Source organism: Gracilimonas sp., from assembly GCF_014762685.1.
In the GTDB taxonomy this organism is placed as follows: domain Bacteria; phylum Bacteroidota; class Rhodothermia; order Balneolales; family Balneolaceae; genus Gracilimonas.
In genome coordinates this window covers 906937-931932 of sequence record NZ_JABURM010000005.1, presented here as the reverse complement: position 1 = coordinate 931932, position 24996 = coordinate 906937, and the positions used below count along the sequence as shown (strand labels likewise).

Below are 24996 nucleotides of genomic sequence, written 5' to 3'. Positions count from 1 at the left end.
TTATTTATTTGTTATATGCATAATGAATTAGGGCATCGCCCTTATTAACTACAGGGCAATTATTTAAACCAATTACCATTCCGTCGCTTGGAGCGATTACCCGTGAATTTAAATCACCGTAAGGATCTTTTATTAATCCTAAAACCTGTCTTTTATTAAACTCTTCTCCGAGTTCGGCTTTTGTAATAAACAGCCCGGCATTTTTTGTGCGGATCCATGTAGAGTTATTAAATACTTTAGTATTGTTAGGTTCGGGAGCTTCATCAATCATACCTAAATGCTTCATAAGTCTTTGAGTTCCAAATATACCTTCCTCGATTCCAAACTCATCATACCGCAGAGATTCACCGGTCTCATAAACCAATATTTCTTTCCCTTTTTTGTGAGCCGCACTTCGGAATGATTTAGAAATTAAAGAAGAATGCATCATTACCGGTGCTCCCATCGCTTTTGCCAGTTCTTTGGCCTTTTTGATTTTGAAGGAGCATCTGATTTGAGGATAATTAGATCGTGCCGCCCCGCCGGTATGAAAATCAATTCCATAATCAATTTCGGGAATAATCTCTTTCATCAAAGTATATGCGAGTAATTTTGCCAATGACCCACCCTTAGCACCTGGAAAACTGCGGTTTATATCTTTTCCATCCGGCAAACCTCGAGAATTCTGAATAAATCCGTAAATATTTACAATAGGAATAGCAATGACCGTACCTTTTTCAGGAACTACGACTTCACGTTCAATCATCCGCCGGACAATCTCAACACCGTTAATTTCGTCACCATGCAGCCCTCCGGTGAGTAATAAAACAGGGCCATCAACTGGAGCCCGATATACCAATACCGGTAAATCAATACTTGTATAAGTTGGAAGCCGGGCAATGTTCAGGTTTACAATTTTCTGTTCTCCAAGCCCAATTTTCTGCTTATTTATTGAGACAAACTCAGGCATGTTTTTTTGCCTTCTTTTTGCGTGAAGGATTCTTCTTTCGCTCATCCACTGCTTTTTCTATATATCCAATAATACTGGCAGCTATATCTTTTTTAGTAGTTTTCTCTATCCCTTCCAATCCCGGGGAGGAATTAACTTCCAATATCAAGGGACCCCTTTCTGACTGCAACATATCAACACCTGCAATTTGCAAATCCATAGCCTGTGCAGCTGTAAGAGCCGCTTCTTTCTCTGCTTTTGAAAGCTTTATAAGCGTTCCCGAACCACCCTGATGTAAATTTGACCTGAATTCACCCTCATTACCCTGACGCTTCATGGCTCCGATAACCCTTCCATCTACCACAAATGCCCGGATGTCAGCACCTTTTGATTCGGATATAAATTCCTGAACAATGACTCGCGCTTTCATTGCATGAAATGCTTCAATAATCGATTCAGCTGCTTTTTTAGTAGGTCCTAATACTACTCCATGGCCTTGCGTTCCCTCCAATAACTTAACGATTAAAGGAGCTCCCCCCACCGATTCAATTAATTTTTTAACCTCTTTTGAATAATTTGTGAAAACTGTTTTTGGAAGTCCTACTCCGGAACTGGCTAATAGTTGAAGACTCCGGAGCTTGTCCCTTGAACGAACCAAAGCCTGTGAATGAACAGCACTGAAAACTTCCATCATTTCAAATTGCCTGACTACGGCAGCTCCATAAAAGGTAACTGAGGCTCCTATACGAGGTATGATGGCATCAAGGTAATCTATCTTTTTACTCTTATAATAAATTTTTGGGTTATCCTGCTCTATAACAATATCACATTTCAGGTGATCTATAACCTCAACATTATGTCCTTGAGCTTCAGCAGCTTCTACTAAACGCGATGTTGAGTATAGTGAGGCATTTCTGGAAAGAATTCCAATATTCATTAAGTAGACTCCTCGGTCTTTTTGCTCTGAGTAATATTTTTATTGGTTACATCAACTATAAATGGGCCTTTTTTCAAAAACTTTCGACCAATCAATAATGGATACTTCATCGCCGAACGATTTGTCAGCGAAAATTCAATCATATATAAACCGTCGAAAAAATTGATTTTTGTTTGTACAAAGTATCTTAACTCGGTCTCCCCATTTGAACTTTTAACTTCACGCTGGTCATAGATCGGCATTTCCAGTTTTTTATCATTATAAGACTCATGGTCCGGATCAAGTAGATAAAATCGAATCCAATCTTTTCCATTCTTTTTAAAAGGTTCGATATGATGGCAGTGTAAACTGGAAGTATACGCCCCGGTATCAATTTTGGCTTCGAGACTATAAAATTCCCATTCAGGTAAATCTACCTGTTCAATACGGCCAATGATTTTTAGGTTTGATGTATTCATTGAAGAATTAAAAATAACGGTTTAATTGGCTAATTACATTCCTTTATAAAATATATTTAGCTGTTGCTTTCATTTCATATCTTCTGAAAAATGAATTCTCATATAATCAGCATGTATTTGAACAAACCAAGTCTTTTAATAATTTCTCTAAGCATCTTGATCGGCGGCTGTGGTTCAACCCAGACCATTTCTAAATCGGGTGAAATCCCGCTTAACAAAACAACACAAGCTACATTATGGGTGCAAAATGCGGCGGAATATGTCGCTATTACAACCCAGACTTACAACTTCGCTGAGCAAATGCTTCTACTCTCAGTGGAAGATTCCTATTGGACGGCTTCCCTGAATCAAGAAGAAAATGAGAATCATCCTTCACTTCCTCCTGCCATTATTATGGATATCGATGAAACTGTACTGGACAACTCTCCTTTTCAGGCAAGAATGATCAAGCAGGATAAGACCTTTAACATTGAAGATTGGAACGCCTGGTGTAATGAAGCAAATGCCGATGCTGTGCCGGGAGCTGTGAAGTTCACTAATTATGCCGCTGAAAATGGCATTACTATCTTTTATATCAGCAACCGAAGTTATGAAGTTGAGGAAGCCACGCGGAAAAACCTGATTGAAGAAGGGTTTCCTGTTTCAAGGTCAATGGACACAATTATGAGCAACGGCGAAGAACCGGGCTGGAACTCTTCTAAAATACAGCGCCGTAAATTGGTTGAAGATAATTACCGGGTTCTTATGGTTTTCGGAGATGACCTGAATGATTTCTTCCCTGCCAAAAACATTACCCAGGATGAACGGGCAGCTCTTGTTGAGGAACATGCCAACAAATTCGGGCGCATGTGGTTTGCATTTCCAAATCCGGTATATGGTTCCTGGGAGGATGCCTTATTTGATTTTAAAGATGAACTGACTAAAGAAGAACAAAATTCTATTTTGAAGAAACGATTGAATTCAAAAAACTAATCTCACACATGCAACCATTTCCTACTCTTTTTGTTGATCTTGAAACTGTTCATTCAAATATAGCACAGATGGCTTCTAGGGCTAACGAGCTATCTGTTGAATTCCGACCTCATTTTAAAACACATCAGTCTAAAGCTATTGGACGAATGTTTCGGGATTTTGAAGTTAGCGGCATCACCGTCTCTTCAATTAAAATGGCAAAATACTTCCTAAATGATGGATGGGATGATATCACTATTGCATTCCCTGCCAATGTTTTAGCTGTCAATCATTACAATGATTTAGCCGCGAAATGCTCACTTAAAACGCTTGTGATATCCAAGGAAGTTGTTCAGAAATTAGATCGAGAGTTATCCCGGGAATTGGGCTTATATATTGAAATAGATCCTGATTATGGACGAAGCGGAATTTCAATAAGTGATTTTGATACCATTGAGTCTGTCCTTAATACCATTAATGAATCAACCCATTGTTACCCCGCGGGGTTTTATTGCCATGCCGGCCATACTTATCAAGCTCGTTCTAAAGCAGAAGTAACGGCTATTGCTACTAAAGCGTTAGATAAACTAAGTTTGCTTAAGGAACGCTTCCCGGATTTACCTATTTGCTTCGGTGACACTCCATCTTGCAGTGTTTTGAATGACTTTGGGCCGGCTGACCAAATCAGCCCCGGTAACTTTGTATTTTATGACTGGATGCAGGTTCAAATTGGTTCCTGCTCACCGAATGAAATTGCAGTGTATATGGAGTGTCCGGTGATTGAAAAGTTTGAAGATCGTAAACAGGTTTTGATACATGGCGGAGCCGTCCACTTTTCTAAAGATTCCGTTCAAATAGGTAATTATGAAAGTTTTGGTGAGCCCATGCTTAAACATCTTTCAAGTGATACCTATATCAAACGTTTATCTCAGGAACATGGCATTATTCAATGCAATCAGGAAGCTTTTGATTCGATAAATGTTGGTGAAACCATTAAAATTTTTCCAATTCATTCCTGCCTTACGGCTGACTTAATGCGGAAATACCATACCTCTAACGGTCAGGTATTGGATCATATGAATGGCTGAGAACATTGATTATTGAACACGGAATATCCAGAGGGGTCATTTCTGTAAGTGTTAGATAATTCGAGAAAAATTTAGGCAAGGAAAAAGTCTCTCCTAGAGAAGAGTACGGCTTTAGCCGGGAGAGGTGTTTGTGCCAAGGTTTCCTATGCATGAATCAGTTTAAAAACTATTTGATTGTCGGAAAACTGTATAGCAAAAAGCATCAATTGCCTTGGCCCAACAACACCCCCTTCCTCTTCCACCCATTCGGTCGGCACCTCCCTCAAGGGAGGACTTCAGACTGAGAGGCTTTTCCTGGTAAATTAATCTATGGAAACCTTGAGATTGGAAACTCAGGGAAAAGGTTAGGATGATTTGTTAATTTACCCCGGGGTAGATCACAAAAACATTTAGATGATTACGGAGGAACTATGAGTTTAAAATTTAAAGCCGTCAAGTCTTATAAGCGTGAAGAAAATAATGAAAAGCAGCCGTCCTGGCTTCCGCGGTTGACAGGGCCGGGCAGGCTGGGTATAGATGATGTAGTGGAAATATTTAAAAAACACGGCCCAGCGGAGCGGATGTACACCTGATTGCCTGCGGAATGTCGGACCTGATTCCTGAACAGCTGCTGGCCGGTCATACGGTACGGATTGACGGACTCGGTACCTTCCGGCTGCATCTCAAATCCGATCCGGCCGATTCCCCTGAAGAGGTAACCGCCGATAACATCAAGGAGGTTCGTCCGAGCTTTATCCAGGATACTAGGGTAAAAAGAAAACTGAAAAAAGCGACCTTTATAAAAGTGAAAGAGAAATAAAAATCATAAAATCAGAGGACCGGCTGATCCGTGAGGGTATTCCCAAAAGGGTCGTTTGGAACAGGATTAAACCATAGAAACTAAATCAAATTACTGCTGGAGCCTTTTGATTCTTTTTTCTGAAAAGTGAGCTTGAATTGGGTTCCTTTTTTATCTGAACTATATTCCAAATGGCCATCTAACTGTTGCGTTATCGTCTTTATTAATGTAAGTCCTAAGCTTGATGGTTTCTCAAGATTAAAATCACCAGGCAACCCATTTCCATCATCACGTATCTTGATCTCAACCATTTCATTTTTTTCTTTGAGGGACAGCTCTATTATGCCATGAGGTCTGTTTTTAAATGCATGTTTGTATACATTCGTTAATAACTCATTCAAAATAAGACTACACGGTATAGCTTGATTAATATTTATAGAAACATTTTGCAGATCCAAGTCAACATCTATCTTCACGTTGGAATTCATAGCATGCCGGGTATGCTCAATCATTTTCAGGAAGTTTTCCTTCAGATTGACTTTTGAAAAGCTTTTGGACTGATAAAGCAATTCATGAATTATTGCAATGGATTTAATTCTGCTTTGTCCATCAGCCAAAAACTTTTGTGTTTCCTTATTAGTTGTTTCAAAGGCCTGTAACTGCATAATGCCGGAAACAAGAGCAAGATTATTCTTTACGCGGTGGTGGATTTCAAGAAGCAATACGGTTTGCTCATGTAACGAATCTTCGAGTTGCTTTTGAATCAATTTGCTTTCGGTTATATCTTGTACCGTTCCTATGGTACGAATGGGGATTCCCTCTTCGTTATAGAAAGTTTCGCCATGCTCCTCTACATGTTTAACCCGGCCATCCGGAAATAGCAGCCGATGCTTGATATGATAGGGTGTATTATTTTGCAGTGAGTCTGTGTATGCCTGATCAACTATTTCCCGGTCATCAGGATGTATCAGGTCAAGAAATGACTCATAGGAAGCACCAAATTGATCAGGGTCAATTTCAAAAATTCGGTAAATTTCGTCGGTCCATACTAATTCATTCTCCTCTAAATTCAATTCCCATGAACCGATGTTACCAATGCGCTGGGCTAAATTAAGGCGGGATTCACTTTTCTTTATTTTTTCCTCAATCAATTTAAATTCAGTAATATCGGCAGCAATACCGGCTATTCCTTTCTTGATCCCTGAAATGCCCTTAACCGGGAACTTGCTGATTGCGTAATATTTGGGACCGTGACCGTTAGTGATTAATTCTTGTCCAAGAACCGGTTTATTCTCTTTGAGAACCATTCTATCCTGACTTTTTAATGCTCGGGCAATATTCTTATCCAACAACTGAGATGCCGTTTTTCCTACTACTGTTTTCTTATCTAACCCAAATTGTCTCCGCCATTCCGGATTCACATATAGATATCTGCCTTCGCCATCCTTTAAAAAAATTGAGAAATTAGCCTGTTCACTGATTGCTTCCAAAACTTTAGAATTTTGCTCAGCTTGCAATTCGGCTAATTTACGTTCAGTGATATCTTCTTGTATCCCGATGTAATTTTGAATTTCATTATTTTCATCAAATACCGGGGCTATAGAAATTCGAATCCAAAAAGATTCCCCATTCTTCTTGTAGTTTAACAACTCTTCTGTAAATGGGATGTGCCGGCTAAGTTTATCCGACATTCGCTTTTTCTTAGCTACATCAACCTTTTTACCCTGAAGCAATTCGCCGGGTTTGCGCCCTATGGACTCCTTAAATGAATATCCCGTCAAACTCGTATAAGCTTTGTTTACCCACTCAATTTTATGGTTTTTATCTGTAATTACGATACCGTTAGGTATTACATCGGCCAAAAATGTAAATAATTTATGATCGCTTCTCCCCTCCTTGTGATATTGTTTATCTCGAAGAAAAGTTCGAAGCTGAACGGCTAAATTACCTTTATCATCGTCTTCAAGGGAACTCTCTTTACTTAAATAATGAATGACACATTTCTTCCGACTCTCTTCATTTTGAGTTACGTTTTTTTTACGAGAAGACTTCATTTGGATACGAGGTTTAAAAGTAAACAGATTAATATAGAGTAAAAGGTCTTCCTTTTAAAAACCCATTTCAACTTTATTGTATAGATATACAAATTTTAAGCTTAAAAACTTAGAAAGGATCACTGAAATAGGCGTATAAACCTAGGTGTTTTTACCTAAATATTTAAAATTGGCTCAATTGTTTTACCCCGAAATCTCTCTTACTTACGGAGCAGCATGGCGCCTCTTGAGTTTTTTTATGGATGGTTTGGAACAAGATTTACAGGTTTAAAATAAATATTCAAAACCTAATGAATTTCCATATTTCCCATAAATATTTTTACTAACCCCAACTTCGGCCTCGGTAAACTCGCACTCATATTAATTCGGCTATTAAAATTATTTTATGATACAGCCGACTCAGTTAAGCTAATAATTTTTTTAGCAGCATCTAATTGAGCGTTCATTCCGAAAGGTAAAGTGATGTTATTATCTTCATGGCTAATCATTGCTCCATAAAAGGCAGGGATATTTAGAGGTTTGATGTGATCATCCATTACTTGCTGCAATGTCAGACTGTTATCCCCGGCAGAACAGTCAGTACATTTCCCAAATACGAAACCCGATAATTGGTCCAGGATTCCCGTCAGTTTCAGCTGTGTTAGCATCCGGTCTATTCGGTAAACACTTTCCCCTATATCTTCCAAAAATAAAATGGCGTTTTCAAAAGAAGGCAGATAATCTGATCCGATCATAGAAACAAGCACAGATAAATTTCCGCCTAACAGATTGCCTTCCGCCGTCCCCGGTGTGATGATAAAACTATCATCGTATTCTTCCGGAATATCATAACTGATGGTATCTCCATTCCATGTGACAGCTTTAAAAGCATTGGTAGTAAAATTATTCCATGTAGACTTACCTACCGGCCCGTGAAAAGTATAGAGATCACTTTTTTTATAAAAAGCCATGTGTAATGATGTAATATCACTAAATCCAGAAAATACTTTGGGGTTGTTGCGAATCACGCTGTAATCGATAAGTGGTAAAATACGATTACAACCCCATCCGCCCCGAATACACATGATGCCGTCAACCTCAGGGTCGTTAAACATGTTCATCATGTCCTCTACCCTTTCAGTATCCGTTCCCGCCAGATAGCCATTTCTTTTCCTTACGTGCTTTCCAAGTTTTAGCTTAAACCCCAAATCTTTTAGGTTCACAAGCATTTCACCAAATACACGATCTTCATAAATAGGACTGGCCGGAGCAATCAACCCTAAAGTATCTCCACGTTTCAAAGCTTTGGGCTTGATCTTCGTTTGTGTGGGCACTACTGCAGCTAAATCAGAAGTACTGCCTGAACTACTGAAAGTTAGTCCTGTCAGAGAAGCTAATGCAGTTTTTTGAAGAAAATCTTTGCGTGTAAAAGCCATTCTTTATAATGATTAGTTAACGGAAGTATCTAGCTATATAACTGCTCTTTTTCAATGATTTTTGAAACCTTTTCCGGCACCAGTTCACTCACAGGTTTTCCTTTTGATACCAGCTCTCGTATTTGTGAAGATGAAATGTCTAATGGAGTATGTTCTACAAAATGAGTACGGTCTAAAATTTCTTGTTTAACATTTTGATGTTCAACTCCGGGACGTTTAGCAACTAATAACTCACATTCCTCTAAAATTTCATCGTAATACTTCCATGTATGGAATTTGGTAAGACTGTCTTCTCCCATACAATAATAAAATTTGGCATCAGGGTATTTTTGTTCTAAATACCGGATGGTATGTATGCTGTAAGAAGGTTTTGGCAGTTTACTTTCAATAGTATTAATAGTAAGCCGGTCCATATTTTTGAAAGCAGCCTCTAACATTTTCAAGCGATTTTCATACGAAGTTTGATGAATTTGCTGCTTATGCGGCGGATAAGGAGTTAGTAAAACCCATAATTCATCCAGCAAACCTGAATCAATAAAAGATTGAGCTATTGAGAGGTGCCCCTTGTGAACCGGATCAAATGTACCCCCAAATAAACCAACTCGCAGCGACATTATCTACTGGCTCTGACTTGTTTCTTGCCCCACACTGGCAGGAACGTCTGCTAATTTACGTTGTGCTTCATCGTGATAATTCTCTACTTCACTTCTGAAATTGCTGTCAGGAAAAAGCTGGATAAACTTTTCATATGCTTCAATCGCATTATTGTAGCGCTCAGCTTGTGCAGATACCACACTATTGTCGGCATAAGTAATCCAGGTTTGGATTTGATCTAATAATGCGCGTTCTGCCCATTTCGATTCCGGGTACTGATCAATAGTTTCACTTAAATAAATAGTAGCTGCTTTGTATTGTTCTGTTCTGACATAAAACTGAGCCGCTTCATATGATTTCCGAGCTAATTTATTCCTTAACTCATCAATTCTTGAAGCTGCATCACTAACTAATTCAGAATCCGGGTAACGATTGTTAAATAACTGGAATCGTTCTATAGCTGTACGCGTAGCAGATTGATCTAATTTAAACCGCGGACTTTGGTTGTAATAGCACAAAGCTGCTTTATATTCGGCTTCTTGCCTGCGTTCATCCTGCGGGTATAAACTTATATAACGGTCATATTCTGAAGCAGCCAATAAATATCTCCTGCTTTTATAATAGCTTTCAGCCAAATAATATTGTGCTTCCTGACCAAATTCAGTACCTCTTCCCAAACGGGTAACTTGTTCGAAGGCATTTGCGGCTTCATTAAAATCTTCCTCAACATAAAAAGCCATGGCTTTTTGATAAGCCACGTTTAGCGTGTCTCCACGCTTTATGAGTTTATCATTTTGGCAAGCAGAAAGGATAAAGAAGAAACCCAGTACAATTAAAAGTTTGTTACGCATTGAATAAAGTTGTTGTGATTTAATGGTCACGATTTTGAAGGAAGATAAGAAGTTTTTCAAGCTCTTGTTGATATTCTGAGGTTCTAAATTTTTTAAGGAGTTGGTAGGCTTTTTGATAGTGCTGATCAATTTCCCGGGCTACATCATTGAGTATATTTAGCTCTTTCATAATCGAAAGAACCTGATCTACTTGTTCGGCTTTCGGGTTTTCATCATCGAGTATATCTTGAATTAACGTTGATTGTTGTGCATCTGCTCGTTCTAACGCAAGAATTGTAAGATATGTTTTCTTGCCTTCAAAAATATCTCCTCCCGGACGCTTCCCAAACTTTTCCGGATCTGCCGTTGCATCCAGCAAATCATCTTGTATTTGAAAAGCTATCCCCATTTCATAACCAAGTTCCGCCAGCTGCTCCCTTTTCCCGGCAGTTGTGTGCGCGGCTATTGCTCCCATTTGCAAGGCTCCACTCAAAAGCGCAGCCGTTTTACCGGATATCATCTCGATATAATCCTGATGCGTTACAAAATCCCGGTCGACGAATTCCATATCCAGTGCCTGTCCTTCACACACAGTAATAATCGTTTTTACGAATACTTCATGCATTGCGGCATACTCCTCTTTAGAATAGGCATCTGAATGCCCGTAGTAATTTAGCTTACGATAAGCATCGGCAAACATTACGTCCCCTGATAGAATAGCCACATTTTCATTCCACTTTTTGAACACGCTGTCCTGCCCCCTGCGTTTGTCTGCACGATCCATGATATCATCATGCACCAAGGTGAAATTGTGCAGAATCTCTATCGCCAGAGCAGCAGGCATGGCTTCCTCAATGTCACCGTCACAAAGTCCGCACGCAAGCAGGGAAAGCATTGGGCGAATACGCTTGCCCCCTACAGTAAGTGCATATCGGTAAGGCCCGTATAGAGTGACCGGATCAGAAGGAAGATCTATCTCCTGCAATCCGGTTTCTATCTTCTTTAGTAAAGTTTGTTGTAGATTTGTTATGCTCAATGCTCTTTTCGTAGATGAATGAAATAAATATAAGGAAATTAACCGACGATTTAAGCCAAGCTTTTCCTAAAAATCAAAGTATACCTATAACCGAACAGTCACCAATAAGCAGCGCTCTATGCTATCTTTTGTAAATGTGAGGGGTTCAGTTTCGACACCTGCTTACACCCAAGTAAGGTCAGGATGGTCTTTAAATCATTTTTCCATTCATTAAAAAGCTGTTCCAATCCTTCATAACCTTCTGTTTTAACGGCTTTAATAACGGGTTGAGCCGTTGCTGTAAAATGAGCCCCCAAACACAACGACTTTGCGATATCAAAAGATGAACGAATACCTCCGGAGGCTATGATTTCAAAACTTCGCTCCCATTCCAGTTTACTGAGCTGCTGGATACATTCTACTGTGGGAATCCCCCACTCATCAAATCGATGATTTACGGAAGAATTTGAAGCCCTGAAATTCTCCACTTTAGCCCAGCTTGTACCACCTGCTCCGGCCACATCTACTACCCTCACTCCTGCATTTAATAATCTTCTTGCAGTATGTTCTGAAATTCCGGCCCCGGTTTCTTTAACTATAACCGGCAAATCGGTATCCTTAACCAATTGCTCTATACCACTTAAAACACCTTTGAAGTTCCGGTCCCCCTCCGGCTGCATGAGCTCCTGAAGGGGATTTAAATGCACAATGACAGCATTAGCTTTTATTGAATCAATTAATCGGGTAAGTTTTTTAACACTAAGCCCACCAATAAGTTGGGCCCCACCAATATTAGAGCAAATAAAAGCATTGGGAGCTTTATCCCGAACTACAGAAAAGGTATCTGTTAAAGATTCATCTTCCAGCATCGCACGCTGACTTCCAACACCAAACGGTAAATTCTCTGCTTCACAGAATTCCGCAATAATTGAATTAACCGGTCCGGCATCGGCATATCCGCCCGTCATTGACGAAATAAAAAGCGGAAAGTTGAATGATCTTCCTAACAATTTGGCTTCAGTAGAAACTTCTTTAAAGTTTACTTCAGGAAGCGCGTTATGGACAAATCGGAAGCGCTCAAACCCGGAGGGCTGTTGATATTGTGTACCGTCGGTAACGGTAAGTTCTACATGGTCTTTTTTTCGGTCTCTGATGTCTGTCATAGAAATAAATTCCACATTCCAAGCGCCAAATTCCAATAGTTATTTTTGCATGTCATCCTGATCCCGATTATCGGGACGAAGGATCTTCATATGTTGGACTTGTAAAGATTCTTCACTTTTGCTCAGAATGACTTATTAGATTAAATAACTACCGCTATTCACATGGAAAGTCTGTCCGGTAGCATGCGTAAGCTTTCCTTCCGAAAGTAAACTCACAATATTAGCGATTTGCTCGGGCGGAGCTATGGAATCCAATGCCAGGTCTTTGGTAAGGTAATCGGCTCCATACACTTCGATGGAACCTTGTGCCATGTCCGTATCCACAAAACCGGGAGCTATCGTGTAGGCGGTGATGCCATGCTTCCCAAAGCTGCGGGCAATGCTTTTGGTGAAAGCCACCATCCCTCCTTTACTGGCGGCGTAACTGGCGTATTCACCCGTATCTCCTCTATAACCGGCCCGGGATGAAATATTGATCAGCCTCCCTTCTATTCCGGCTTTCGTCCACGCATTCAGCGCCCACTTAGAGATTAAAGCCGCCGAGCGTAAGTTCACTTGCAGGGTCTTATCCCAATTCTCCAGCCAGTCTTCGTCAGAGATATCAAACTGCGCCTCCGCAAACATTCCGGCGTTGTTAATAAGGACTTCCGGAGTTTCGTCTCCTTTAAAAAACGATTTTAGTTTTTCTAACTCCTCAGGCTTCGCTAAATCACATTTTATATGAGTGTAGTTCTGGTTACTGGGAAATGGTGTATCTGTTGAACGGGAAGTGCCAATGACTTCATGCCCTTCATCGAGTAACTTTTGAGCTATGGATTTTCCTATTCCTCGAGAGGTGCCTGTAATCAATAATTTCATGGGAAGTTCTTTGTTCTGATTTTAATTCCGTAAATGAGCAAAGATAATGTAATCAGTGTAATCAAAGAAATCAGCGGGCGTTACTTCTCCAAACCGGAACATTCGAGCAAGCTTCCCCATACATAATTTTCTTAGCTCTCTTCATTAACTTATTGGTGGCCAACATGTAAATGGAATCGGGGACGTGTACTTTTCCACAGCCTTTCAGCAGCACGAATTTGTCTTCGTATTGACCCCAGTCGTAGTCCTCGAGCTTTCTCTGGTAAAGTTGGTGTAGAAATGCTTCTTTCTTCCCGAGGAAAACTTCGTTGGCAAATGGACTGGCGTATGAAGTGAGTAACATCCAGGCCCAGGGAGCGATAATGGCATCGGTGCTGCAGTGAACGCATAAGTTTTTGCCTTCATACTGCGACCAGCCAAATTCCTTCAGCTGTTCCCGAAAATCCTTCTCTTTCAACAACAATTCCTGAAATAAGAACTGCTTGATATCAAGCTCCTCAATGGGAGTGTCATCATGGAATTTCTGCAGATCCAGCGTTACCAGCTTGGTGTTTTGTTGGACCTTATTTACGATTGCTTCTGACATGGAATGTTTAATTTTAAGTGTTAAATGTTAAATGCGTAAGCCGCCATTTAACATTTAACACTAAACATTTAAAATTAAATAGAAAACGATTCACCACAGGAACAGGTCCTCGTGGCATTCGGATTTTTGAAATGGAACCCTTGCCCATTCAACCCTTCCGTGTAATCCAATTCCGTTCCGGCCAGGTAGAGGAAACTTCGCATATCGATCAGCACCTTCAGCCCATCTACATCGAAAATTTTATCATTCTCTTCAGGCTGGACATCAGAATTGAATTCAAGGTCGTAAGTTAATCCGGAACATCCCCCGCTCACCACGCCTACGCGTAAAAAAGCATCATCAGGGACATTCTGTTCCTTTCGGATTAAATTGATGCGTTCAGTAGCACGATCTGTGATGGAAAGTTCTTCCATAATACTTCTTCTTTAGGATTTAAACAGAAACTACCTGAATTTCCGGATCGATACGCTTCACCATACTTTCGATGGCGTACAGCGTTCCGGTTGTAGCCGTTGGGCATGTACCGCAAGCACCCTGATAGTGAACCTTGAGGCGATTTTGCTCAAGTCCGAGTACTTTCAATCCACCGCCATCGGCAAGCAGATACGGACGAACTTGTTCATCCAGCATCTTGGTAATTTCCTGCAACCGCGGATCATCAGATCCCTGCACTTCCTTACTCAAGTGAACATCGGTGTCGTCTTCTTCATGAGTAATAGCTTCCGCTTCACGAATTGGAGGTGCCAGTTTTCGAAGTAATTCTGACCAAACAGCTTTACCATCTTGCGTAACGGTGATGTATTTGTCTACATAATATACATTGATCACGTTATCGATCGCGAATAATGCAGATGCCAATTCATCTCCTTCAGCTTCTGCCGCATTTTCAAAAGAACGCGTAGTTCCATTGGTCAGCGGTTCAGCCAATACAAAGCGCATGGCGTCTGGGTTTGGGGTGCGTTCTATTTCTTTAATTTTAGCCATATCAGTTCTCTTTTGTTGTCAAAAAAATTCTTGTACGTATTTAATTCCATTTACCAATCGATCAATATCGTCTTCGTTATTATAAAAAGAAATTGAAGCTCTTGCCGTGCCGGGAATTTCATAATGATCCATGATCGGTTGTGCACAATGGTGACCAGTTCGTACGGCAATGCCTTTTTGGTCCAAAATAGTGCCGGCATCCGTAGGGTGTATTCCCTCCAATAAAAACGAAATAACCGAGGCTTTGTTTTGCGCTGTTCCGATGATTCTTAATCCTTGAATCTCTTTTAGCTTCGTAGTGGCATATTCCAGCAATTCATGCTCCCGAGCAGCGATATTCTCCATTCCAACTTCATTCAGAAAGTCGAGGGTTTCTGCAAAACCGACTCCGGCCGCAATAGGTGGAGTTCCGGCTTCAAATTTATGAGGCAGATCATTCCAGGTGGTTCTTTCAAATGTCACCTTGTCAATCATGTCCCCTCCTCCCCGGTATGGAGGCATTTCTTCCAGCAATTCTTTTTTACCATACAGAATACCGAATCCCGTTGGTCCACACATTTTGTGAGCTGAGAATGCATAAAAATCGGCATCCAGCTTTTGAACATCTACCGGAGAATGAGGAACTGCTTGTGCTCCATCGATCAAAACCGGAATATCTTTGGCATGAGCCGCTTCAATGATCTCTTCTACCGGGTTGATGGTACCGAGTGCATTGGAAACATGTACCACGGCTACCATTTTAGTGCGATCCGAAAGCAGGTTTTGATATTCATCCATCATCAACTCCCCGGATTCGGTCATTGGAATGACTTTGATCCTGGCTCCTGTTTCCTCAGCGATCATTTGCCAGGGCACAATGTTGGCATGATGTTCCATTTCTGAAAGAATGATCTCATCACCTTCCTTAAAATGTTTACGCCCGTAGCTTTGTGCCACTAAATTGATGGAATCAGTGGTTCCGGTTGTATAAATGATCTCTTCAAGGTGACGAGCATTGATTAGTTTCTTCACCTTTTTGCGAGCTGCTTCAAAAGCATCCGTAGCCTCTTGGCTAAGTGTGTGAATGCCCCTATGCACATTGGAATGCTCATTGGAATGATATGCATTAATGCGATTTACTACTCGCTGCGGCATCTGACTCGAAGCCCCGTTATCCAGATACACCACCGGTTGCCCATTCACTTCACGCTGAAGCACGGGGAATTGACTGCGAATAGCGTCCCAGTCGATATTGGTTTTCGTATCTGTTTTCAGGGTTTCTTGCATAATTTATTTGGTTGTCATCCTGATCCCGATTTATCGGGACGAAGAACCTGCACAAGTCAAACAAGTGAAGGTTCTTCGCTTTCGCTCAGAATGACTTTTTAACTCAATATATAAAGTCTCTCCTTGAGGAGAGTACGGCTTTAGCAGGGAGAGGTGTTGGTGAATCAGGCAACATTGCCCTAATCGACACCCTCCGCCTCCCATTTGGTCGGCACCTCCCTCAAGGGAGGACTTTTCAATATTTCAATCTGCGAACATTCGCTATATCTGTGTTATCCGCGTTCAATTCCTTAATTAAATTAAGGCTCAATTCCCTACCGCAACAAATTCTTCGTCGCGAGAGGTAAATTTTATTACTTCATCCAACAATAATTTGTGAACTGATTCAACTTCCATATTCTCGATACTTTCGAGAGTGAAAGCGTATACCAATAGCTCACGAGCTTTCTTCTTGGTCAATCCGCGACTGTGAAGATAAAACACCTCATCTTCGTTAAGGTGACCTATTGTTGCACCGTGAGAACACAATACATCATCGGAAAATATCTCGAGCTGTGGCTTGGTATGAACCGTTCCATCTACCGATAGCAACAGATTTCTATTTTCCTGGAAAGAATCAATCTTCTGGGAATTTTCCCGAACAAAGATCTTTCCATTAAAGATGGAATGTGCTTTGTCGTTCACAACTACTTTATGCAGCTGGTGACTTTGCGCGTGCCAGTGCCGGTGATCGATCGCAGAATGCGTATCCGCTATTTGCTCGCCATCAATCAGCACTAAGCCGTCAATGGTGAAATTTACTTCTTCGTCATTTTGCACAACCCGCGGATCGTTACGGAATAACTTCGCACCCAAGCAAATAGTATATGAGTGATATTCAGCATATTTATCCAGATGTGCGATCGGCCGTGAAATATGGTTCGCCTTCTTACTGTCGCGCTGAATTCTGGCATGGTGAATGTTCGAACCTTCCTTCATCTTAAACTCAGCCACGGGAATATTCAGGTATTCATTTTCGGCAAGTCCGATATGCTCCTCAACCACCGTTGATTTGGAATACGCTTCTCCAACAAACAATACTCTGGGAGTAGCATAAAACGGCTTCTGAGCATCCGTAAACACATTCAGAATATGAATCGGTGCTTCAACTTTGGTTTCTTTAGGAACGTGAATGAACACGCCATCTTTGAAATTGGCGTCATTAAGAGCGTTAAAAACATCCTGATCTTCATCAAAAGTGGTGTATTTACCGAGATGCTCTTTCACAACTTCAGAATCTCCGTGTTCAACAAGAGTTCCTACGGTTACGTTATCCGGAATGGCATCCAGCGAAGATCGTTCTGCATCAAATTCACCATTCACAAAAACCAAACGGCTTTTCTGTGCTTCCGGTAGATAATGATTACTGATGTCACCCACCTGGTTAGCCACTGCTTCTGCAACAGGAACAAAATGATTACGGCTGATAGATCTCAGATCCGTAAATCTCCAGTCCTCATCTTTTTTAGTGGGAAATGGGAATTCTGAGATATTTCCTGCTCCTTTTTGATTCAATCCGGCAATTACAGCAACATCCGATGTTATGCTGAAATCACCGTCCAAAAAGTTCAGTATGGTTTCTTTTTCTTGTACTGCTGTACTCATTACTGAGCCTCTCCGTTTAGGGAAAATTCTTTTTCAAGTTTCTCATAGCCCTGATCTTCAAGCTCAAGTGCGAGCTCTTTTCCGGCAGATTTCACGATCTTACCATCCATCATCACGTGTACAAAATCAGGTGTGATGTAGTTTAGCAGTCGCTGATAATGGGTAATCAAAACAATAGCATTTTCAGGTCCGGCAATCTTATTGATACCGTCAGAAACGATCTTAAGTGCGTCGATATCAAGTCCTGAATCGGTTTCGTCCATGAATGCCAATTTTGGATTCAGCACCGCCATCTGGAAAACCTCATTCTTCTTCTTCTCACCACCTGAAAATCCGGTGTTAATGCTTCTCTCGAGGAAGGAATCCTTCATATCAATAACTTCAAGTCGACTTTTCAGGTAGTCATCAAATTCAAGCGGATCGAGTTCTTCCCGTCCGTTTTCACGAGCAATAGTATTATAAGACTCACGAAGCAGAGTTCTGTTAGTAATACCCGGTACTTCGATCGGATATTGAAATGCGAGAAACATACCCAGGTGAGCACGCTCATCGGCATCCAGTTCGGTTATATCTTCGCCTTCAAAAAGGATCTCTCCCTCCGTGATCTCATATTCAGGGTGACCTGATACTACTTTAGCAAGGGTACTCTTACCACTTCCGTTTGGACCCATTATTGCATGGATCTCTCCTTTATTGATGGTGAGATTTACACCTTTAAGAATCTGTTCTTCTTCGCCTTCAACCGAGGCATGTAAGTTTTTGATTTCTAACACGTTTCTGTTCTTTTTTGTCTTTTTTAATTATTTAATTTCTTTGAGAAATGATGAATGCTCAATTTTAAATGTTAAACGTGTACTTCATCATTTAACATTTAAAATTACTTATCCAACACTACCTTCTAATTTCACATCCAACAGTGCATTTGCTTCTGTTGCAAACTCAAGTGGAAGTTCCTTAAGTACTTCCTTTACAAAACCATTGATGATCATAGAAATAGCATCCTGCTCACTGATTCCACGCTGCATGAGGTAAAAGATCTGTTCTTCACCTACCCGCGACGTTGAAGCCTCATGCTCCACACTTGCCGTTGGGTTTTGAGAAGAGATGTAAGGGAATGTATGTGCTCCGCAGGTCTGACCAATCAACATCGAGTCACAAACCGAATAATTACGGGCACCATCCGCTTTTTTGGAGATCTTTACTTCTCCGCGATAGCTGTTATTTGAATGTCCGGCCGAGATACCTTTGGAAATAATAGTACTCTTGGTATTCTTGCCGATGTGGATCATCTTGGTTCCAGTATCAGCTTGCTGTCGCTTGGTGGTTACGGCAACCGAATAGAACTCACCGATAGAACCATCACCCTGCAAGATCACACTTGGATACTTCAGTGTAACTGCAGATCCCGTTTCAAGCTGAGTCCAGCTGATTTTGGAGTTCTTACCTCGGCAGGCACCACGCTTCGTTACAAAGTTGTAGATGCCACCCTTTCCATCTTCATCACCGGCGTACCAGTTTTGTATGGTTGAATATTTGATTTCTGCATTGTCCAAGGCTACCAATTCAACCACAGCGGCATGAAGCTGATGCTCATCATACATTGGAGCCGTACAGCCTTCGAGGTAACTGACATGAGAATTGTCTTCTGCAATGATCAGTGTTCGTTCAAACTGACCTGAGTTCATGTTGTTGATACGGAAATAAGTAGAAAGCTCCATCGGGCAAATAGTATCCTTAGGCACGTAGCAAAAAGATCCATCTGAAAATACCGCTGAGTTCAGTGCCGCATAAAAATTATCGCGGACAGGAACTACCGAGCCCATATATTTTTTTACTAATTCCGGATGATTTTTAATAGCCTCTGAAATAGAACAGAAAATAACTCCGGCCTCAGCCAACTTTTCTTTAAAAGAAGTGAAGACAGACACACTGTCAAATACTGCGTCTACAGCAACACCTGCTAAAGCTTTTTGTTCTTCCAGCGGGATACCAAGCTTTTCATAAGTCTCACGAATCTTAGGATCAACGTCATCCAGACTGTCTAATTTAGGCTTATTCTTAGGAGCAGAATAATATTGAAGGGTATCAAATTTAGGCTTTTCGTAAGTGGCATTAAACCAATCCGGTTCTTCCATTTCAGTCCACGCACGATAAGCCTTCAAACGGAACTCGAGCATCCATTCCGGCTCTTCTTTGCGAGCAGAAAGTTCGCGGATGATATCTTCATTCAGTCCTTTAGGAAAATCTTCATATTCAACATCGGTGGAGAAACCATACTTGTACTCCTCTCCGATCATCGATTCTAACGCTTCAGTCTCGCTCATTAGCTATAGGGTCTTAATTTTTTTCTTCTTGATCAGACAAGGTGAACTACCTCACAGTACTATATGCTCGGTGTTTTACCTGCCTATTTAGATTGAGTACAAATATACGAAATCTCCTTCTCTTAACTAAACCGAAATGATTGAGAATTTCTATTACTGTAATCAGCGTTCAGTGAATCTCGTTAGCAAAAAATTCCTATTCGCGAGTTAGGCGATTCTAAACACAGAATTGGTTAGACAATCTCTGGTTGCCAGGCAAAGATAAGTCACCCATCGCTCATCAAAGCACATACGCACACCGTGTTCACGATGTCTTCCCAAGTACATCCGCGTGATAAGTCCATCATAGGCTTGGCCAATCCCTGGATAATGGGACCTGTGGCTGTAGCTCCGGCAAGGCGTTCTGTGATTTTATAAGCAATATTACCCGCATCCAGATTGGGGTAAATGAAAACGTTGGCTTGTCCTGCTACTTCTGAATCCGGAGCTTTGCGTTGAGCTATTTGGGGAACAATAGCCGCATCAAATTGAAGTTCGCCGTCCACCGGATAATTGAGATTGTGAGAATTTATAATCTCCAGTGCATTTCTCACCAAGTCAATGCGTTCGTGTTCAGCACTTCCCTTTGTGGAAAAAGACAGCATGGCTACTTTTGGTTTACTGCCTGTTACTTTTTGATGGGTTTGGGCTGAATCCATCGCTATGGTCGCTAATTGCTCAGCGTTAGGATATGGAACTACTGCACAATCTCCATAGGTAAAAACGCGCCCGTCATTAAAACTCATTAAAAAAACGCTGGATACTACATTCGAACCGGACTTCAGTCCTATAGTTTGAATGGCGGCCCTTAGGACATCCCCCGTAGTAGAAACGGACCCGGCAACACAGCCATCTGCGTCACCTGCTGCAACCATTGCTGCTGCAAAAAATAATGGATCTTTTACGATATCTATCGCATCAGACTCAGAAATCCCCTTATGTTTTCTTTGCAGATAGAAAGAATGAGCATAAGTTTTTAGCCTCTCATCGGAAACCGGATCTACAACCTGCAAGTTTTTGGAAATATCAGAAGTCCCTGAATTTTGGATAAGAATGGGGTGAGCTAAATTATGATCCTTTAAATGCTGCGCGGCTTGCACTACTCTTGGGTCTGAGGAGCGTGGCAGAACAATGGTTTTTAATTCTTTTGAGGCTCGTTTTCGAATATCCTGAATTATGTCCATTACCCTAATAATAAAAAGATTGAAATTATAGCGATCCCTAATCCCGACCATTGTTTCAGGGAAGGTTTGTCCTTCCAAATCAATATTCCTATAAAAGTACCTGATACTACTAAAGTCACATTAACCAGAGGAAAAACAATTGATCCCGGCATCAGTTTTAAAGCGTAGATCAAAAATATAGAAGAATATAAGTTCACAATTCCCGTGACAATACCATATCCTATTTCTTTGAAGGTAAAATGAATTTCGTTCCTTTTTATAAGAATTCCCATCCCCACTAGAAATGAAACAAAGAAAATTCCGGAGATAAATAAATCCTCTGACATCTGTTTTGAAAAAACACGTTCGTATACTTTAAGACCGGTATCGGCAAAGCCGGTCATGATAAATATCAGGATAGGCAACCATGCATCCGAAAGCCCGGAAATGCTTTTTGTGCGAATTCTGGGAACCATTAATAAAAGAGAGCCTAAAGCTAAAATAATACCAATATATTTTATTCCGCCAATGGTTTCTCCGAACACAAACAAGCTGGCCGCTATAGGGAAAACAAGAGACATCCGCATAGCTGCAATACTCACGCCCATTCCCACCCGGTCAATAGATCTGCTGTAGACTACCATATTTGCAATAAATATAACCCCAAGTAAGAGTACCAAACCAATCAGCCAGTTACTCAGTGTTATGGCTGCATCAGGAAAAACAGATAGTTCATGAGAGTTTAAGAGACTTATTAAAAATCCTGCTAAATAATTACATACCAGAATTTTCAGAATATTCAATTTTCCATTTTCGGCAAGCTTTAAAATCTGAGCAATAGCGAGAGAACAGCAAACACTAAGAATTATAAACAGAAGTCCCATCAGTTCAGAAGCTCAAGGTCTCTATCCCCGAATAACAATGGGTTTTGCGGGCGGTCATATATGCTTCGAGAAGTAAAAGGTACATTTCTTTCCAAATGATCATAGACCTCACTTATCCGTAGTTTCCCTTGCTTAAAGGCTTCAGCCAGATAATAGGTAAAAATACTATGCCTTTTTTGTTCTCCGATACTTGAAGAATAAATACCTGACCTCTGATTTGGACGCCCCGCAAATAGTACTGCTGCTTTATAATTACTATCAGTGACAGTTGAAGCTAATCTTCTAAACGGTTGTGATGAACCATCATTATTCAAAATATCCAGGTCAGCAAAAATAACCAGCGAATTGAGACGCAAACTGCTCAGTCCTTCAAAAAATTTCTGCAGATCAAGATAGGACGTACCCTCCTCATTGAGTTCACTGCCTATCAGGTAGACTTTAGAATCGCGGATTTCGGCATACCCATTTATATATACAATGAGATTTCTTGGAGGTTCATCTAGCGGTATCGCTAATCTTGAGTAAGTTTGCTCAAGCGATCGCTCAGAAGAGATATTGATTGCTTTTATGATATTGTTCGACCTGATTGCAAGGGCTTGACTGAAATAAGCTTCCATCAATTCAACATCCCGCTCGCCATATATGCGCTCTGATAATTCTTTGTTTTCGAACTGAAAATTTGAAAGTATAAAAGCTGAAGAATTCAAAGGCTCTAATCCCAAATCAGGAATATTTTGCTCCACATCTACAGATCCAAATGGCACACTAGGTATGGTGATTACGGAAAGGTCAGAAGCAAATTCAGAAGACCTCCAAATAGTATTTACATCATCTACCGATACCCAGGTTTCTGAAATTCCATATAAAACTTTGTACCAATCCCCTTCTTTCTTAACTAATTTAAGCTGACTTCCTTCAGCCAAATCAGTCAAAACATTATTATTATCAATAACCGGAGCATTTCTTAAAGCGGTTATTTGAGCATCCACAACTACAAATTGCTCAAAAACAGATGAAACCGGCACCTCTTTTTTACGGCTTAATGAATCATAGAAAACCTCTACCAAAATGTTGTCAGAAGGAGTTTCTTCAAAAATACCTGCATCAATCTCTTCTGCCAGATTGATACTAATTCTGCCATCTCTAAAATCCCACCCCTTATGTTCAGCTAGAATGCTGTCACTATAAGAGAGCCTGATTGATGGAGTGACTGAGTTGTAGGGCTTCGCATTTACTGTATCAGACTCTTGGACGGCGCCAATTTTACGTAATAAGCGACTTTCTCCTGTAGCTGAGGGTTCCCCAATTGGTTTCATGTTTAAAAAAGACAAGCCTGTAAGTAATGTTCCGGCTCCAATCAATGAATAACGCTGAGTGTTAGTAGGTTCAGTCACCAATTGATCAGAAAAAGCGGCGAAATAGGACAATCCAGCTCCTGCAGCCCCCAAAAGCACGTATCCCAGCCTCGGCCGATAACGCTGAATATATCGTTCGGAACGAACTCTTTTCGCGTATTCATACGTATTGATTGCCTTTAAATCGAAGTGAATCAGTGGTTGATTTGGAGTAATTCCATTTGTGCTCTCTAAATAAAACCGGGATGAAATAAGCTCAAAATCATTTATGTCTTTGGTGCCCTCATCAACTACTACCCAGCTTGTACTGGAACAAGACATCAGTGAGATAGATATGAGCAGTATAAATAAAACACCCCCCATCGGGGTCTTTATCCCATAAAATCCTTTCTTGCCTTTCAAAGCATCATAGCATTTAGATAGGATATCGTGCAATGCAGATTTAATGTAAATCAGTTTGTTTAAGCCCATGGGGTTTGTTTGGAAGCCGTCGCTATTTTGGCAGCGTCTATGGCAATTACTAGTTCTTCATTGGTAGGTATAACGTGAACTTCCACACTTGAATTGTCAGTACTAATCATTGTTCCTTCAGATAAAGCGATATTTTTTTTCTCATCTACTTCAATTCCTGAATACCCCATATCTTTTAAAATCTTACTCCGAATGGGAGCTGCATTTTCCCCGATTCCACCGGTAAAAATAATAGCATCTACCCCATTCATCGCCGTTATATATGAACCGATATACTTTTTGACCCGATAGCAAAATACATCAATTGCTTCGTTGCATCTTCGGTCCCCACTTTCAGCTTCTTCCAATAAGTCACGCATATCCGCCGCGTAACCACTAAGGCCCAAAAGGCCGCTATGTTTATTTAGCAAAGCGTGAACATTTGCAAGAGATAATTCTTCTTTCTCTATGAGGTAGAATAAGATAGAAGGATCAATATCACCACTCCGGGTACCCATCACCAGCCCTTCCAGCGGGGAAAAACCCATACTGGTATCATATGATTTTCCATCCTTTATGGCCGTAACAGAACATCCATTACCTAAATGACAAGTGATCACTTTAGAGCCTTCTTTAGGTTTTCCTGACAGTTTATAGTACTGACGGCTCACAAAATAATGTGAAGTACCATGAAAGCCATATTTTCTAATTTTATACCGACGATATAACCGGTTAGGGATTCCATATAAATAAGCATGTTTGGGAATAGAGTGGTGAAAAGCGGTATCAAATACAGCAACATGAGGAATATTTGGAAGATGTTTTTTTGCCGCACGAATTCCGTCCAGGTTAGGAGGATTATGGAGCGGTGCAATATCAAAAGCCTGTTGTATAGCTTCTTCCACATCGTCATCTATAAGAACAGAATCTTTAAAGGTTTCCCCTCCATGAACCACCCGATGCCCTACCGCCTCAATTTCGTCTAAGGAATGCAAGTAATCATTGTCAGCATCAATAAGCATTTCCATAATAGTTTTAAGCGCAGAAGGGTGATTCTCGATCACCATCGTCTTTTTGTAAGGTTTTTCACCTTTGAACTCTTGTTTTATGATAGAGGTGACGGCCCCTATTCTTTCGACCAGTCCTTTACATAAACACTCTCTATCTTCGGTGTTTATAAGTTGGTACTTAATAGAAGAACTTCCGCAGTTTATAACAAGAATTTTCATGAG

The 24996-nt window shown here is 40.7% G+C and carries 25 protein-coding genes; 4 read left to right on the top strand and 21 right to left on the bottom strand.

Going from position 1 to position 24996, the window contains the following annotated elements:
- Positions 1-4: 4 nt before the first annotated feature.
- From HUJ22_RS04205 to HUJ22_RS04195, 3 genes are read right to left on the bottom strand one after another with little or no spacing between them, the layout of a single operon-like run.
- Entirely contained in the window at positions 5-949 is a 945-nt protein-coding gene (locus HUJ22_RS04205; RefSeq protein WP_366871008.1) for a succinylglutamate desuccinylase/aspartoacylase family protein, read from the bottom strand.
- Entirely contained in the window at positions 942-1865 is a 924-nt protein-coding gene (rimK, locus tag HUJ22_RS04200; protein WP_290874329.1) for a 30S ribosomal protein S6--L-glutamate ligase, read from the bottom strand. The genes HUJ22_RS04205 and rimK overlap by 8 nt, the downstream gene beginning before the upstream one ends.
- The gene (locus HUJ22_RS04195) at positions 1865-2323 is read right to left on the bottom strand and encodes a RimK/LysX family protein (protein WP_290874326.1); all 459 of its coding nucleotides are present in this window, start codon (positions 2321-2323) and stop codon (positions 1865-1867) included. Before HUJ22_RS04195 ends, rimK begins: the two co-directional genes overlap by 1 nt.
- A 90-nt stretch (positions 2324-2413) precedes the next feature.
- Here HUJ22_RS04195 and HUJ22_RS04190 point away from each other — a divergent pair, with 90 nt between their 5' ends.
- The 4 genes from HUJ22_RS04190 to HUJ22_RS04175 all read left to right on the top strand — a co-directional run bounded on the left by HUJ22_RS04190 (position 2414) and on the right by HUJ22_RS04175 (position 5161).
- A complete protein-coding gene (locus tag HUJ22_RS04190; protein ID WP_290874323.1) occupies positions 2414-3295 on the top strand; it encodes a 5'-nucleotidase, lipoprotein e(P4) family in 882 nt (293 codons plus the stop codon).
- Between the two features lie 8 nt (positions 3296-3303).
- Positions 3304-4362 (top strand): alanine racemase, encoded by a 1059-nt coding sequence (locus HUJ22_RS04185; protein ID WP_290874320.1) that lies wholly within the window; start codon positions 3304-3306, stop codon positions 4360-4362.
- A gap of 410 nt (positions 4363-4772) precedes the next feature.
- A complete protein-coding gene (locus HUJ22_RS04180; RefSeq protein WP_290874315.1) occupies positions 4773-4934 on the top strand; it encodes a hypothetical protein in 162 nt (53 codons plus the stop codon).
- Positions 4935-4945: 11 nt separating this feature from the next.
- Positions 4946-5161, top strand: a complete 216-nt coding sequence (locus HUJ22_RS04175) for a hypothetical protein (protein WP_290874312.1) — start codon at positions 4946-4948, stop codon at positions 5159-5161.
- An 80-nt stretch (positions 5162-5241) separates the two neighbouring features.
- Here the strand turns inward: HUJ22_RS04175 and HUJ22_RS04170 are convergent, their stop codons facing one another.
- The 18 genes from HUJ22_RS04170 to HUJ22_RS04085 all read right to left on the bottom strand — a co-directional run bounded on the left by HUJ22_RS04170 (position 5242) and on the right by HUJ22_RS04085 (position 24993).
- On the bottom strand, positions 5242-7194 hold the full coding sequence (locus HUJ22_RS04170; RefSeq protein WP_290874309.1) for a sensor histidine kinase: 1953 nt from the start codon (positions 7192-7194) through the stop codon (positions 5242-5244).
- A gap of 383 nt (positions 7195-7577) precedes the next feature.
- Positions 7578-8609, bottom strand: coding sequence for an LD-carboxypeptidase (locus tag HUJ22_RS04165; RefSeq protein WP_290874306.1), 1032 nt, complete (start codon positions 8607-8609; stop codon positions 7578-7580).
- A gap of 29 nt (positions 8610-8638) precedes the next feature.
- Positions 8639-9223: a nicotinate (nicotinamide) nucleotide adenylyltransferase gene (gene nadD / locus HUJ22_RS04160; protein ID WP_290874304.1), complete on the bottom strand. Its 585-nt coding sequence runs from the start codon at positions 9221-9223 to the stop codon at positions 8639-8641.
- Between the two features lie 3 nt (positions 9224-9226).
- Positions 9227-10054 carry an outer membrane protein assembly factor BamD gene (gene bamD, locus HUJ22_RS04155; protein WP_290874301.1) on the bottom strand — a complete coding sequence of 276 codons (828 nt, stop codon included), beginning with the start codon at positions 10052-10054 and terminating at the stop codon, positions 9227-9229.
- A gap of 19 nt (positions 10055-10073) precedes the next feature.
- Entirely contained in the window at positions 10074-11069 is a 996-nt protein-coding gene (locus HUJ22_RS04150; protein ID WP_290874298.1) for a polyprenyl synthetase family protein, read from the bottom strand.
- A 116-nt stretch (positions 11070-11185) separates the two neighbouring features.
- Positions 11186-12211 (bottom strand): type 2 isopentenyl-diphosphate Delta-isomerase, encoded by a 1026-nt coding sequence (gene fni, locus HUJ22_RS04145; protein WP_290874295.1) that lies wholly within the window; start codon positions 12209-12211, stop codon positions 11186-11188.
- Between the two features lie 135 nt (positions 12212-12346).
- On the bottom strand, positions 12347-13069 hold the full coding sequence (locus HUJ22_RS04140; protein ID WP_290874292.1) for an SDR family oxidoreductase: 723 nt from the start codon (positions 13067-13069) through the stop codon (positions 12347-12349).
- Between the two features lie 70 nt (positions 13070-13139).
- Complete coding sequence (locus tag HUJ22_RS04135; protein ID WP_290874290.1) at positions 13140-13655, bottom strand: DUF2480 family protein; 516 nt, start codon at positions 13653-13655, stop codon at positions 13140-13142.
- Between the two features lie 74 nt (positions 13656-13729).
- Positions 13730-14068, bottom strand: coding sequence for an iron-sulfur cluster assembly accessory protein (locus tag HUJ22_RS04130; RefSeq protein ID WP_290874287.1), 339 nt, complete (start codon positions 14066-14068; stop codon positions 13730-13732).
- A gap of 19 nt (positions 14069-14087) precedes the next feature.
- Complete coding sequence (locus tag HUJ22_RS04125) at positions 14088-14639, bottom strand: NifU family protein (protein ID WP_290874285.1); 552 nt, start codon at positions 14637-14639, stop codon at positions 14088-14090.
- An 18-nt stretch (positions 14640-14657) separates the two neighbouring features.
- Positions 14658-15905 carry a cysteine desulfurase gene (locus HUJ22_RS04120; protein ID WP_290874282.1) on the bottom strand — a complete coding sequence of 416 codons (1248 nt, stop codon included), beginning with the start codon at positions 15903-15905 and terminating at the stop codon, positions 14658-14660.
- 306 nt (positions 15906-16211) lie between these two features.
- The gene (gene sufD, locus HUJ22_RS04115; protein WP_290874279.1) at positions 16212-17549 is read right to left on the bottom strand and encodes a Fe-S cluster assembly protein SufD; all 1338 of its coding nucleotides are present in this window, start codon (positions 17547-17549) and stop codon (positions 16212-16214) included.
- On the bottom strand, positions 17549-18322 hold the full coding sequence (sufC, locus tag HUJ22_RS04110) for a Fe-S cluster assembly ATPase SufC (RefSeq protein ID WP_290874276.1): 774 nt from the start codon (positions 18320-18322) through the stop codon (positions 17549-17551). The genes sufD and sufC overlap by 1 nt, the downstream gene beginning before the upstream one ends.
- A gap of 108 nt (positions 18323-18430) precedes the next feature.
- Entirely contained in the window at positions 18431-19873 is a 1443-nt protein-coding gene (gene sufB / locus HUJ22_RS04105) for a Fe-S cluster assembly protein SufB (RefSeq protein ID WP_290874273.1), read from the bottom strand.
- A 266-nt stretch (positions 19874-20139) separates the two neighbouring features.
- Positions 20140-21096: a phosphate acetyltransferase gene (gene pta, locus HUJ22_RS04100; RefSeq protein WP_290874270.1), complete on the bottom strand. Its 957-nt coding sequence runs from the start codon at positions 21094-21096 to the stop codon at positions 20140-20142.
- Positions 21096-21878 (bottom strand): EamA family transporter, encoded by a 783-nt coding sequence (locus HUJ22_RS04095; RefSeq protein WP_290874267.1) that lies wholly within the window; start codon positions 21876-21878, stop codon positions 21096-21098. The genes pta and HUJ22_RS04095 overlap by 1 nt, the downstream gene beginning before the upstream one ends.
- Positions 21879-21958: 80 nt before the next feature.
- Entirely contained in the window at positions 21959-23785 is a 1827-nt protein-coding gene (locus tag HUJ22_RS04090) for a hypothetical protein (protein WP_290874264.1), read from the bottom strand.
- On the bottom strand, positions 23776-24993 hold the full coding sequence (locus tag HUJ22_RS04085) for an acetate kinase (protein ID WP_290874260.1): 1218 nt from the start codon (positions 24991-24993) through the stop codon (positions 23776-23778). The genes HUJ22_RS04090 and HUJ22_RS04085 overlap by 10 nt, the downstream gene beginning before the upstream one ends.
- Positions 24994-24996: the final 3 nt, after the last annotated feature.

Coding starts and splice junctions, on each gene's coding strand:
- HUJ22_RS04205 (WP_366871008.1), bottom strand. CDS start 949: ATGCCTGAGTTTGTCTCAATAAATAAGCAGAAAATTGGGCTTGGAGAA.
- rimK (WP_290874329.1), bottom strand. CDS start 1,865: ATGAATATTGGAATTCTTTCCAGAAATGCCTCACTATACTCAACATCG.
- HUJ22_RS04195 (WP_290874326.1), bottom strand. CDS start 2,323: ATGAATACATCAAACCTAAAAATCATTGGCCGTATTGAACAGGTAGAT.
- HUJ22_RS04190 (WP_290874323.1), top strand. CDS start 2,414: ATGAATTCTCATATAATCAGCATGTATTTGAACAAACCAAGTCTTTTA.
- HUJ22_RS04185 (WP_290874320.1), top strand. CDS start 3,304: ATGCAACCATTTCCTACTCTTTTTGTTGATCTTGAAACTGTTCATTCA.
- HUJ22_RS04180 (WP_290874315.1), top strand. CDS start 4,773: ATGAGTTTAAAATTTAAAGCCGTCAAGTCTTATAAGCGTGAAGAAAAT.
- HUJ22_RS04175 (WP_290874312.1), top strand. CDS start 4,946: ATGTCGGACCTGATTCCTGAACAGCTGCTGGCCGGTCATACGGTACGG.
- HUJ22_RS04170 (WP_290874309.1), bottom strand. CDS start 7,194: ATGAAGTCTTCTCGTAAAAAAAACGTAACTCAAAATGAAGAGAGTCGG.
- HUJ22_RS04165 (WP_290874306.1), bottom strand. CDS start 8,609: ATGGCTTTTACACGCAAAGATTTTCTTCAAAAAACTGCATTAGCTTCT.
- nadD (WP_290874304.1), bottom strand. CDS start 9,223: ATGTCGCTGCGAGTTGGTTTATTTGGGGGTACATTTGATCCGGTTCAC.
- bamD (WP_290874301.1), bottom strand. CDS start 10,054: ATGCGTAACAAACTTTTAATTGTACTGGGTTTCTTCTTTATCCTTTCT.
- fni (WP_290874295.1), bottom strand. CDS start 12,211: ATGACAGACATCAGAGACCGAAAAAAAGACCATGTAGAACTTACCGTT.
- HUJ22_RS04140 (WP_290874292.1), bottom strand. CDS start 13,069: ATGAAATTATTGATTACAGGCACCTCTCGAGGAATAGGAAAATCCATA.
- HUJ22_RS04135 (WP_290874290.1), bottom strand. CDS start 13,655: ATGTCAGAAGCAATCGTAAATAAGGTCCAACAAAACACCAAGCTGGTA.
- HUJ22_RS04130 (WP_290874287.1), bottom strand. CDS start 14,068: ATGGAAGAACTTTCCATCACAGATCGTGCTACTGAACGCATCAATTTA.
- HUJ22_RS04125 (WP_290874285.1), bottom strand. CDS start 14,639: ATGGCTAAAATTAAAGAAATAGAACGCACCCCAAACCCAGACGCCATG.
- HUJ22_RS04120 (WP_290874282.1), bottom strand. CDS start 15,905: ATGCAAGAAACCCTGAAAACAGATACGAAAACCAATATCGACTGGGAC.
- sufD (WP_290874279.1), bottom strand. CDS start 17,549: ATGAGTACAGCAGTACAAGAAAAAGAAACCATACTGAACTTTTTGGAC.
- sufB (WP_290874273.1), bottom strand. CDS start 19,873: ATGAGCGAGACTGAAGCGTTAGAATCGATGATCGGAGAGGAGTACAAG.
- pta (WP_290874270.1), bottom strand. CDS start 21,096: ATGGACATAATTCAGGATATTCGAAAACGAGCCTCAAAAGAATTAAAA.
- HUJ22_RS04090 (WP_290874264.1), bottom strand. CDS start 23,785: ATGGGCTTAAACAAACTGATTTACATTAAATCTGCATTGCACGATATC.
- HUJ22_RS04085 (WP_290874260.1), bottom strand. CDS start 24,993: ATGAAAATTCTTGTTATAAACTGCGGAAGTTCTTCTATTAAGTACCAA.